Origin of the sequence: Rhizobium sp. F40D2, from assembly GCF_051810745.2 — a bacterium.
In the GTDB taxonomy this organism is placed as follows: Bacteria; Pseudomonadota; Alphaproteobacteria; order Rhizobiales; family Rhizobiaceae; genus Rhizobium.
On record NZ_CM131436.1, the window covers coordinates 1,791,192 to 1,802,984 of the forward strand.

The window sequence follows — 11,793 nt, forward strand, 5'->3', positions numbered from 1 at the left end:
CTTTAGGCCGATGCCGGCGGATGGACAGATGTCGAAGGGTATTATCGCAAATTCGGTGATGAATGCGGCGGCAGGCATGCTGCTGCTGCTGACGGGATTCGTTTCGTCGATCATAACCGCGCGGCTGCTCGGGCCGGAGGCCAACGGCATCGTCGCCTTCTCGCTGTGGCTGGTGGTCACGGGCGCCTCGATCGCCGAACTCGGTTCCAGCATCACGCTGTTGAAGACCCTGCCGCAACTTTCGGCGGAAGGTTACGACATGCGCCGGCGGCGGGGTTTTGCCGCCATCCTCGTCAGCTTCATGATGTTTTCGACCGTCGTGTTGCTGGCGCTCTATGCGCTGTTCTTCCTGACCTCGGAGGAGATGCACTGGGCCGATACCGCGCCCTCCGTCGCTTTGGTCACCGGCGTGCTGTTCTTCATCCAGGCGATCGGATCCTTCGTCAAATTCTACCTTATCGGCGAAAAGAAACTAGGCGCCTTCTTCCGGCTGACGGTTGCAGTCTCGATCGTGCAGCTTGCCGGCGTTGGCGCCGGCGCCGTTTTTTTGGGGGTCGAGGGCGTGCTCGTCGGTTATGCGCTCGGCCAGCTTGTCCTGTTTTTTGCCACGCTGCCGATCCTGCTTGCGCGGCACGACTGGTGCGGAGTCTCGCTGAAAGCTCTCGCCTCCTCCTCCGTCATCCTGTCGATCCAGTTCATCATCGATTCGATCTTCCTCAACCGGCTCGAACTGCTCTTCCTGCAGCAGTTCTGGTCGGTGGAAATGGTTGGCTACTACGCCGTCGGCCTGTCGATCGCCAATATCGCGCTGCAGTTGCCGATCCAGATGACCGGCAGCCTGCTGCCCTATTATTCCGAGCGGCGCCACAACAGTGACGATTCGACCTTGCCGGTCGAGATCTTCGCCGCCGTCACCCGCAGCATGGCCTATATCGTATTGCCGATGAGCCTCGGGCTAGCGGCAATCTCCAGCGAACTGGTGCTCGTGGTGTTCGGCGAAGCGTTCCGCCGCAGCGGAACGGTGGTGGCGCTGCTTGCGCTGGTCGCGCCCGCCTATACCTTCATGCAGATCCTCAGCCTCTACCTCTTGTCGATGGACAGGGCTCGCTCCCGCCTGAACATCAGTGTGATAGGTGGCCTTCTGATGGTAGTCGGTTGTTTACTGATCATACCTAGGCTTGCAGCCGAGGGTGCCGCACTCGTGCGCATTCTCGTCTTCGTTGCGATGTCGGTGATGATGATCAAACAGACAGGATTCGGATCCCAGCTCTCGGGCCTCTACACAAGCCTGACGAAGGTGACGCTTGCCGCCGTGATCTGTGCTTGCGGGGCAATCTCGGTGCTGGAATTCATCCAGGGTCCGGTCGGTCTCGTGGCGGCGATCCTTGCCGGCACATTCTGCTATTTCGTGGCGCTCCGCCTGCTGCGCGTCATGCCAGTCGAAGATGTCGAGGTCATGCGCTCCATTCTCGCCAAGATGCCGCGCGTGCTGCAGCGCCCTGTGGGCTACGCGATCAATTTTATTGCGCCGCGGCTTCCGGGCGAGCCCGACCGCGCCAAGGTCGCGCCCGGTGAATTTTCGCTCGAACCGGCCGAGGGCGCCGGCCGAAATGCTGCCCTGCCTGTCGTCTTCGACGGCACGATCGGGCTGTTCATGCCTGAAAACCCTCTAGCGAAGAAGCGTTCGGCCGCCGTGCTCTTCGTCAGCCCCTGGGGTTTCGAAGAAATGTGCAGCCGCAAATTCTTCCGTGTGGCCGCCGAGCATTTCTCCGATATCGGCGTGGCGAGCCTGCGTTTCGACTATCGCGGCACCGGTGATGCGCTCGATTTCGGCGCACTGCCGGCAAGGCTGGAAACCTGGGAAAATTCGATCCGCGCCGCCGCCGCCAAGCTCAAATCATTGAGCGGCTGCGACCAGATCATCCTCATCGGACAGGGCCTCGGCGCAACGCTTGCCCATCGCATCGGCGCCTCGATCGACGGCGTCGACAGCCTCGTCATGCTGGCGCCGGTTTTGAGCGGCCGGGCCTATCTGCGCGAACTCAACATGTGGTCCAAGATCATCGATGCCGATCTCGGCCTCGGCAAGGAGCATGTCCAGACCGCGAAGGTGCAGATCGCCGGGCTCGTCATGCCCGAAGAAATCGCCGCCGAGCTCGGCAAGCTCAACATCGCTGCGCCGCAGGAGCTTGCGGCCTCGCGTTATCTGATCCTCGAACGTCCCGCCAAGGCCGACGATACCGGCTTTGCCGATGCACTGAAGGCGCTCGGCGCCGATGTCGAACAGACGGTTTTCGAAGGCTATGACGAGCTCGCCACCAATCCGCTGTTTGCCAAGACGCCGGCTGAGGTCGTCGAGTTGCTGAAGACGTGGCTGGAGAGGGTGACGACGGAGACATCCGGCGCGCATTCGCCGGCAACGATCGAGAATGCGCCGCTTGCCGGCGAGGGTTTTGTCGAAACACCGGTGCGTTTCGGCAGCCACGACCATCTCGTCGGCGTCGTCAGCCGGCCGCTCGGCGAGATCAAGGGCAATGCCGTGCTCTTCCTGTCGACGGCCTATGACCGGCATGCCGGCTGGGGACGGACGACGGTGGATATGGCGCGTGAGCTGGCGCGCCAGGGCGTCGTTTCGCTGCGCTTCGATTCCGCCAATGTCGGAGACAGTCCGCCGCGCCCGGATGCGCCGGAGCAGGTGCTTTATTCCAGCAAGCAGACCGAGGATGCGGTTGCCGCACTCGATCTGCTCGAAAGCGTCGTTGCGGGTCCGGTCATGGTGGCCGGCAGATGCAGCGGCGGTTATGTCGCCTTCCGCGCCGGCGTCGCCGACGAGCGGTTGAAGGCGGTCGTCTCGATCAATCCCTTCGTCTATTATTGGGATCCTGAGGTGCCGGTGCGTAGGGAGCATGTTGTCTCCGTCCCCCGCAGCCTCGATGATTACGGTCAGCGCCTGGCGCGGGTGGATACGCTGAAGCGGCTGCTCAGCGGCCAGGTGGACGTGGTGTCGGCGCTGCAGAATATCGTCATCGCCGGCGGCCGGCGTCTGTCGCCCTGGATCGCACCGCTGCTCGAACTGCTTCCCGACCGGCGCCATATTGCCCGCGAGGTCCGGCATTCCTTCGCACTGTTCGGCAAGCGCAATGTGCCGCTGACGCTGATCTACAGCGAGGGCGATGTCGGGCTCGACCATGTCTATTTCCATTTCGGGCCGCGCGGCGCCAAGCTTTCCCGCTATCCGAACGTGCGGCTGCTGATGCTGCCGGATGCCGACCACAATCTGACGCCGCCGCAATCGCGCAAATTCGTGCTCGACGAGATCATCCGCCTGGCGAGGGCGTGAGGAATTTCAGGCAGGTAAACTAGATGCTGTCTGCGGCGGCAACGTTCAGCGACCGATAAAGATCGATATAACGCCCGGCGACGATGTCCCAGGAATAACCGCGCGCGGCGTCGAGAAGCTCGGCGCGGACGGCGTCGGGTTGGCGTGCGAGCGTTTCATAGGCCGCTTCGATCCCTGTCGCGGCGGTCTCCGGATTGGTGAAATCGGCAAGCGTGATGACGGGATGCCGGCCGGCAAGTGTGGTAAAAGCGTCGTTGGCGTTCAGCACCGGCAGCAGGCCGGCGCTCATCGCCTCCAGCGCCACCAGGCCGAAACCTTCATATTCCGAGGCGGAAGCGAAAAGCGAGGCCTCGGCGATGATGCGCCGGATGGCGCCGTTGTCGGGCGAAACGTGCAGGGTGACACGGCCGGACAAGTCGCGCCCTTCGATCGCGGCTTCGATATCGGTCCGGTTCAGGTCGGATTCGGCTCCGACGATGTCGAGATGCCATTTCGCATTGCGGGTCTTCAGCACGGCCATCGCATCGAGCAAATGGTCCAGCCGCTTGTTTACCGAGAACCGGCCGATGGTGACGATGCGGCGCCTTGCCCGGCGCGAAGCGGTGTCGGCAAACTTGCCGATATCGGCGCCGTTTTCGATCAGCAGGCTGTCGGGCACGATTTCGGAAAACTGCTTGAGGTCGGAGGCGCTGCAGCAGACGACGCGCCGGTAGGCCAGCGCCGAGGCGCGGGTCAGCGTCCGGAACCAGATCTTCTTGATCGCCGCGTATTTCCTGGTGTGGAAGAAGCCGCCATGGGTGGTGACGATCATCGGCCTGCCGTGCAGCAGCCGGCCCCAGGCGAGCGCGTCGAAGAAGAAATCGATGGCATGGACATGGACGAGATCGGCATCGGCGAGATGGCCGAAAACTTTGGGCGCCAGCGGATAACGGCTGCTGCCGGACCAGGGAATGCGCACCACCTCGATGCCGTCGATGTCTTCGCGCGGCGGCAGCTTGTCTTCAGGCGCAGTAAACAGCGAATCGAGGGTGACGACGCGGACGCGATAACCGTGGCGAACGGTCTGGCGGCCGAGATTGGCGACCACGTCTTCCAGGCCGCCTCGGTTGGGCAGGAACTGGCGCACGACATGGACGATCAGCGGCGCCGTTTCCGGCTGCGGCCTCTCGCGCACCCTGTCTGCCTCGACGATCGCCATTTTCCACCTATCGCTGCACACGCCGCCTCATGCCGAGACGGAACTCTTATAGCAACGACCAGATATCTCAGGCGTTAAGCCGCGGTTTAAGCGGCATCCCGAGAAGCGATTCTTCGTAAAAAGGTTAACCGGGTCTGACGGAAGTTCGACCATCTCACGCAATACCGGACGCAAAACCGCTGCGCACTTTTGCTGGAATTGCTTCAGAAGGCCTTGAAGGTCAGGGTCGTCAGCGAGCGGACGATGCCGGGAATATTGGCGATGTTGTCGTTGATGAACTTGCCGATATCCTGGCCTTCCTCGATGTAGACCTTCAGCAGCAGGTCGTAGTCGCCGCTTGTGGAATAGAGCTCCGAGACCAGTTCGGTCTGGTAGATGGCGTCGGCGACCTCATAGGTCTTGCCGGGGGCGCATTGGAGCTGGACGAAGATCGGCTTCATGGGGACTTCCTGCAAAAGTTTGTTTGGCTGATATAATGGTCGAAAGCGCCATGCCGATGCAAGCCGTTCGTCACGCCGCCGGCTCGGCGGCCGCTTCCGCGACGATCCAGTCGCGGAAGGCGGCAAGCGGCGCATACTCGGCGCGCTCGGACGGAAAGGCGAGATAATAGCGCTCGCGGCTTTCCATTTCGCGGTCGACGGCGGCGACCAGATCGCCGCGGCTGATCTCCTCCTGCATCAGAAATGTCGGCAAGAGGGCGATGCCGAGACCGGCGATCGCCGCTTGCGCTGCGGTGGCGAACTGGTCGAAGAGCATGCCGTGCACGCTTTCGAAAGACACGCCGTTGCCGGCGAACCATTGCTCCCAGGCGTCGGGCCGCGTCGTCAGATGCAGCAGCGGAACGGAGAGCAGATCCTGCGGCCCGGAGATCGTGTATCGCTTCAGAAAATCGGGGCTGCAGGCCGGCACCGTGTGCTCCGACATCAGAAAGGCGAGTTCGGCGCCCGGCCAGTGCGGATGGCCGAAATGGATGGCGGCGTCGATCGAATCGAGGCGGAAATCGAAGGGTGAAAGCCGGGTCACGAGATTGATCGTCACGCCCGGATTGGCGGCGAGGAAGCGCCCGAGGCGCGGCGCCAACCAGCGCGTGCCGAAGGTCGGCAGGATGGCGAGATTGAGCGTGCCGCCATGCGGATTGGCGCGCAGGTTCAGCGAAGCGCTCGATATGCGCCGCAGCGCCTCGCGGATCTCGCGGGCATAACTGTCGCCGGCCGGCGTCAGGCGCATGGTCTGACGTTCGCGCAGGAAGAGTTCGACGCCAAGCTGCTCCTCCAGTGCGCTCACCTGGCGGCTGACGGCGCTCTGCGTCAGATCGAGTTCGCGGGCGGCGGCCGTGACGCTGCCGGTGCGGGCAACGGCTTCGAAGGCGGCGAGATGCGAAATCGACGGCAGAAAACGTCTCGAAGCGAACATGTTCATTCCATTTCAGAATGAGCTATTTCCAAAATGTCGATATTTCCGCCTTTATGGTCGTTGTAAAGAGGCTCGTCCTGCAAAAACGGAATGAGCCGGAGTTTCCGAAATGCCGCAATCCTTCGTTTCCACTGATCGTATCCGCTCGCTCTTCACCGAAGCGATGTCGCAGATGTATCGGGCGGAGGTGCCGCAATATGGCACGCTGATCGAACTGGTGGCGGATGTGAATGCCGGCTGCCTTAAAAACAATCCCGATTTGCGCGAACGGCTGGCGGGCGCCGGCGAACTGGAGCGCATCGATGTCGAGCGCCATGGCGCCATCCGGCTCGGCACGGCGGAAGAGCTTTTCACCATCCGCCGGCTGTTTGCGGTCATGGGCATGCAGTCGGTTGGCTATTACGATCTCTCGGTCGCCGGCGTGCCTGTTCATTCCACCTGTTTCCGGCCGGTCGACGAGGCCGCACTCAACATCAATCCGTTCCGCGTCTTCACCTCGCTGTTGCGATTGGAGCTGATCGAGGACGAAGGGCTGCGCAGCGAAGCCGAAGCCATTCTGGCAAAGCGGCGCATCTATACGCCGCGCGCCGTCGCGCTGATCGAGCGCCACGAGCAGAACGGCGGCCTGACGGAGGCGGAGGCGACGGAATTCGTCGCCGAGGCGCTTGAAACCTTCCGCTGGCACGGCGAAGCGACGGTCAGCGCCGAAACCTACAAGCGCCTGCATGATGCGCACCGGTTGATCGCCGACGTCGTCAGCTTCAAGGGACCGCATATCAACCATCTGACGCCGCGCACGCTCGATATCGACGCGGTTCAGGCCCACATGCCGGAACGCGGCATCACGCCGAAGGCCGTCATCGAAGGCCCGCCGCGCCGCCATTGCGATATTCTGCTGCGGCAGACGAGCTTCAAGGCGCTGGAGGAAACGATCGTCTTTGCCGGTGACGCGGACGCGGTTCAAGGAACGCATACCGCCCGTTTCGGCGAGATCGAGCAGCGCGGCGTGGCGCTGACGGCCAAGGGCCGAGCGCTCTATGACCGGCTGCTCGCCTCGGTTCGCAGCGAGGTGCAGGTCGGCGCCGGCGGCGCCAAGGCCGGCGCCTACGACCAGGAACTCGCCGAGCGCTTCAAGGCGCTGCCGGATAGCTGGGACGAGCTGCGCAGGCAAGGTCTTGCCTTCTTCCGCTATTGCGCGACGCCTGCGGGCATTGCCGCCGCGGTCAACGGCACGCTACCCAAGGATCCGGAGGCGCTGATCGCCAAGGGTTACCTCGCCTTCTCGCCGATCGTCTACGAAGACTTCCTGCCCGTCAGCGCGGCCGGCATCTTCCAGTCGAACCTCGGCACAGACCAGCAGCAGAATTATGCGACGCATTCGAACCGCGATGCCTTCGAGGCGGCGCTCGGCGGGACCGTTCAGGACGAGCTGGCGCTCTACGCCGCGCGCCAGGCCGCCTCGCTGGATGCGGCGATGGAGGCGCTGGGCCTTGCGGCCCTGCAGCTGAAGACCGTTGCGTGAAATGCCGGCTTCAACACTTGGCTTTCTAAAGCGCGTCGCGATCTTTCGGATTCGCTCCTTGCGCTTTAGCTCTTTCTTTTTGCGCATGTCGTTGCCGCAAAACCGCTGCACACTTTTGCGCGACATGCTTTAGGTTAGAGTAGCGCAATTTCGATCCGATCGGACTAGACCATGCTGAATGATCCGCGCTCCCACGGCCTCTGGGAAAAGACCGCAGCCGAACCGCCGGTGACATCGCCTCTCGAAGGCGCGGTGTCGGCCGATGTCGTTATCGTCGGTGGCGGCTACACCGGTCTCTCCTCCGCCCTGCATCTCGCCGAAGCCGGGTCGAAAGTGGTGCTCTTGGAGGCCAAGGAGATCGGTTTCGGCGGCGCGGGGCGCAATGTCGGCCTGATCAATGCCGGCATGTGGGTGATGCCTGACGATCTGCCCGGCGTGCTCGGGCCGGTGCATGGCGAGCGTCTGCTCGAGCTGCTCGGCAATGCGCCGAAGCTCGTCATGGAACTGATCGACAGGCACGGGATTGCCTGCGAGCTCGAACGCAACGGCACGCTGCATTGCGCGGTCGGCGCGGATGGGCTGAAGGAGATCGAGGACCGTGCGGCGCAATGGGCCGCGCGTGGCGCGCCCGTGAAGCTGCTCGATGCGGCGGAGACGGCCAGACGCATCGGCAGCGATGCCTATACCGGTTCGCTTCTCGACATGCGCGCCGGCACGCTGCAGCCGCTGGCCTATGCGCGCGGCCTTGCCCATGCTGCCGTCAAGGCGGGGGTCGCCATCCATACGTCGAGCCCCGTTATCGCAACGGAACAAAGCGGCAGCCGCTGGACGGTGAAGACCGCAAAGGGCGAAGTCAACGCGGACTGGATCATCGTCGCGACCGATGCCTACAGCACCGGCCCCTTCGAGCAGGTGCGCAACGAACAGGTCTACCTGCCCTATTTCAACTTCGCCACCGTGCCGCTCGGCCACAATCTGCGCCAGTCGATCCTGCCGGGGCGGGAAGGCGCATGGGATACCAAGGAGATCCTTTCCTCCTTCCGCATGGACCAGGCCGGGCGTCTCGTTTTCGGCAGTGTCGGAGCGCTGCGCAATACCGGGCTTGCCGTGCACAAGGGCTGGGCCAAGCGCGCCCTGAAGCGGCTCTTCCCTATTATCGGCGATGTCGAATTCGAGTGCGAATGGTACGGCCAGATCGGCATGACCGACAATGCGCTGCCGCGCTTTCATAAATTCGCCCCCGGTGTCATCGGCTTTTCGGGTTACAATGGCCGCGGCATTGCCCCCGGCACGGTGTTCGGCCGGACGCTGGCCGAGCATATCCTCGGCCGGTTTACCGAAGCCGATCTGCCGCTGCCTTTGACATCACCGACCGAGCCGAGCTTCCGTGCGCTCAAGGAACTATGGTACGAAGCCGGCGCTCAGGTCGCCCATTTCGCCGATGCCCGCTTCTGAGAACAATAAGATTGGAACCACGACAATGACTATCGCCGTCCTCGATCTCGCCACCGAAACCGCCAAGCTGCTTGCCGAACTCGGCGTTGACGCCGGCCGCTATCACGGCGGCACGCTTTCCGTCGCCTCACCGGTGACGGGCAAGGAAATCGGCAAACTGAGGGAGCACACCGTCTCCGAGACCAAAGCGGCGATCGAAGAGGCGCACAAGGCTTTCCTCGAATGGCGTGACGTGCCGGCGCCGAAGCGCGGCGAGTTGGTCCGCCTGCTCGGCGAGGAGCTGCGCGCCGCAAAGACGGCACTCGGCCGACTCGTCTCGATCGAGGTCGGCAAGATCACCTCGGAAGGTCTCGGCGAAGTGCAGGAGATGATCGATATCTGCGATTTCGCCGTCGGCCTTTCCCGCCAGCTCTACGGCCTGACGATTGCCACCGAGCGCTCCGAACACCGGATGATGGAAAGCTGGCATCCGCTCGGCGTGGTCGGCATCATTTCCGCCTTCAACTTCCCGGTCGCCGTCTGGTCGTGGAATGCAGCACTTGCGATGGTCTGCGGCAATTCAACCGTCTGGAAGCCCTCGGAAAAGACGCCGTTGACCGCACTTGCGGTACAGGCGCTGTTCGAAAAGGCGCTGAAGCGTTTCATCGCCGAGGGCGGCACGGCGCCGGCCAATCTGTCGACACTGATCATCGGCGGCCGCGAGGTCGGCGAAGTCCTCGTCGACCATCCGAAGATCCCGCTCGTCTCCGCCACCGGTTCGACCGCCATGGGCCGTGCCGTCGGTCCGCGCCTGTCGCAGCGTTTTGCCCGCGGCATTCTCGAACTCGGCGGCAACAATGCGGCGATCGTCTGCCCGAGCGCCGATCTCGACCTGACGCTGCGCGGCGTTGCCTTCTCCGCCATGGGCACAGCCGGCCAGCGCTGCACGACGCTGCGCCGTCTCTTCGTGCATGAAAGCGTCTACGACCAGCTGGTGCCGCGCCTGCAGAAGGCCTATGGCTCCGTCACCATCGGCAATCCGCTCGAAACGGGCACGCTTGTCGGACCGCTGATCGACGGCCAGGCTTTCGAGAAGATGCAGGCAGCACTCGGCGAGGCGGCATCGGCCGGCGGCAAGGTGACCGGCGGCGATCGCGTCGGCAACGGTTTGACCGATGCCTTCTACGTTCGCCCGGCGCTCGTCGAAATGCCGGCGCAGACCGGCCCGGTCGAGCACGAGACCTTCGCGCCGATCCTCTATGTGATGAAATACAGCGATTTCGATGCGGTGCTGGCCCTGCACAACGCGGTGCCGCAGGGGCTGTCGTCGTCGATCTTCACCAACGACATGCGCGAGGCCGAAACCTTCGTCTCGGCGCGCGGCTCGGATTGCGGCATCGCCAACGTCAATCTCGGCCCATCGGGTGCGGAAATCGGCGGCGCCTTCGGTGGCGAGAAGGAAACCGGCGGCGGCCGCGAATCCGGCTCGGATGCCTGGAAGGCCTATATGCGCCGCTCCACCAACACGATCAATTACGGCAGAACGCTGCCGCTCGCCCAGGGCGTCAAGTTCGACGTCGAATAATCCGGCTTGCAGAAAAGCTCGAAAAAGAAAGGCGGCACCCCCGGGTTGCCGCCTTTTTCAACTGATCGAGATTTATTCCCTTTTAATATGAAATATTCACTCAAGATATTGTGATGACTTTTCCTTGCAAGCCAAACTTGAAATGCGCAGTCAGGAAAAATATACGCCTGTGATCGCCCTTGCGAAGCTCGGGCGGCATTGCCACGGAGGCCATCATGAACTTTGCTCTCAACCGTTTTTCCCAGGCGCTTGCGCTTGCCGCTTCGTTTCTCTCCGCAACTGCGCTCGCCGGCAGCGCCAATGCGCAGGACGAAGGTCTCGTCGTCTACAATGCCCAGCACGAAAGCCTGGGCCGCGAATGGATCGACGCCTTCACCAAGGAGACCGGCATCAAGGTCACCATGCGCCAGGGCAGCGACATGCAGTTCGCCAACCAGATCATCCAGGAAGGCGACGCCTCACCGGCTGACGTATTCCTGACCGAGAATTCGCCGGCGATGACGCTCGTCGATGGCGCGGGCCTCTTCGCCCCCATCGAAAAGGACACGCTGGAACAGGTTCCCGATCAGTACCGGCCGGCCGATGGCATGTGGACCGGCATTGCCGCCCGCACCACGGTTTTTGCCTATGACAAGACGAAGCTCACCGAAGACAAGCTGCCGAAGTCGATGCTCGACCTCGCAGACCCGGCCTGGAAAGGCCGCTGGGGTGCGGCTCCCGCCGGCGCCGATTTCCAGGCCATCGTCGCCGCCCTGCTGCAGCTGAAGGGCGAGCAGCCGACGGCCGACTGGCTGAAGGCGCTCAAGGAAAACGCCACGCCCTATAAGGGCAACAGCGTTGCCATGAAGGCGGTCAATGCAGGTGAAGTCGAAGGCGCGATCATCTATCACTATTACTGGTTCGGCGATCAGGCCAAAACAGGCGAGAACAGCAAGAATGTCGGCCTGCATTACTTCAAGAACCAGGATCCGGGCGCTTTCGTCAGCGTTTCGGGCGGCGGCATCCTGAAGTCGACCCAGCACATGAAGGACGCACAGGCTTTCCTGAAGTTCCTGACCAGCAAGACGGGCCAGGCCATTCTTAAGGATGGCGACTCCTACGAATATGCCATCGGCAAAGACGCTGCTTCCAACGACAAGCTCACCCCGCTTGCCGATCTCAACGCTCCGAAGGTCGAAGCTTCGACGCTGGACAGCAAGAAGGTCGTGGAGCTGATGACGGCCGCCGGCCTGATCTGACGCTTCTGCCGCAGGCTTGCCACGGCCAAAACTATTGCTTTTGGCTCAAGAAAACCTTAGGGC

8 protein-coding genes are annotated in these 11,793 nt (G+C 62.8%); 5 read left to right on the forward strand and 3 right to left on the reverse strand.

The window, feature by feature from the left end:
- The first annotated feature begins 28 nt into the window (after nt 1-28).
- Entirely contained in the window at nt 29-3,340 is a 3,312-nt protein-coding gene (locus ACS4RS_RS08600; RefSeq protein ID WP_439011309.1) for an oligosaccharide flippase family protein, read from the forward strand.
- Between the two features lie 19 nt (nt 3,341-3,359).
- On the opposite strand, the gene ACS4RS_RS08605 is transcribed toward ACS4RS_RS08600, so the two are convergent.
- The 3 genes from ACS4RS_RS08605 to ACS4RS_RS08615 form a co-directional block, all read right to left on the reverse strand.
- Entirely contained in the window at nt 3,360-4,538 is a 1,179-nt protein-coding gene (locus tag ACS4RS_RS08605; RefSeq protein ID WP_439011308.1) for a glycosyltransferase, read from the reverse strand.
- 203 nt (nt 4,539-4,741) lie between these two features.
- Nucleotides 4,742-4,978, reverse strand: coding sequence for an Lrp/AsnC ligand binding domain-containing protein (locus ACS4RS_RS08610; protein ID WP_003567502.1), 237 nt, complete (start codon nt 4,976-4,978; stop codon nt 4,742-4,744).
- Between the two features lie 70 nt (nt 4,979-5,048).
- Nucleotides 5,049-5,957 carry a LysR substrate-binding domain-containing protein gene (locus ACS4RS_RS08615; RefSeq protein ID WP_439011307.1) on the reverse strand — a complete coding sequence of 303 codons (909 nt, stop codon included), beginning with the start codon at nt 5,955-5,957 and terminating at the stop codon, nt 5,049-5,051.
- 103 nt (nt 5,958-6,060) lie between these two features.
- Here ACS4RS_RS08615 and hglS point away from each other — a divergent pair, with 103 nt between their 5' ends.
- From hglS to ACS4RS_RS08635, 4 genes are all read left to right on the forward strand, one after another.
- Entirely contained in the window at nt 6,061-7,473 is a 1,413-nt protein-coding gene (gene hglS / locus ACS4RS_RS08620) for a 2-oxoadipate dioxygenase/decarboxylase HglS (protein WP_449313945.1), read from the forward strand.
- 171 nt (nt 7,474-7,644) lie between these two features.
- Entirely contained in the window at nt 7,645-8,928 is a 1,284-nt protein-coding gene (locus ACS4RS_RS08625; RefSeq protein WP_439011305.1) for an FAD-dependent oxidoreductase, read from the forward strand.
- Between the two features lie 25 nt (nt 8,929-8,953).
- The gene (gene amaB, locus ACS4RS_RS08630; protein WP_439011304.1) at nt 8,954-10,492 is read left to right on the forward strand and encodes an L-piperidine-6-carboxylate dehydrogenase; all 1,539 of its coding nucleotides are present in this window, start codon (nt 8,954-8,956) and stop codon (nt 10,490-10,492) included.
- Between the two features lie 215 nt (nt 10,493-10,707).
- The gene (locus tag ACS4RS_RS08635) at nt 10,708-11,730 is read left to right on the forward strand and encodes an iron ABC transporter substrate-binding protein (protein WP_439011303.1); all 1,023 of its coding nucleotides are present in this window, start codon (nt 10,708-10,710) and stop codon (nt 11,728-11,730) included.
- The last annotated feature ends 63 nt before the right edge of the window (nt 11,731-11,793 follow it).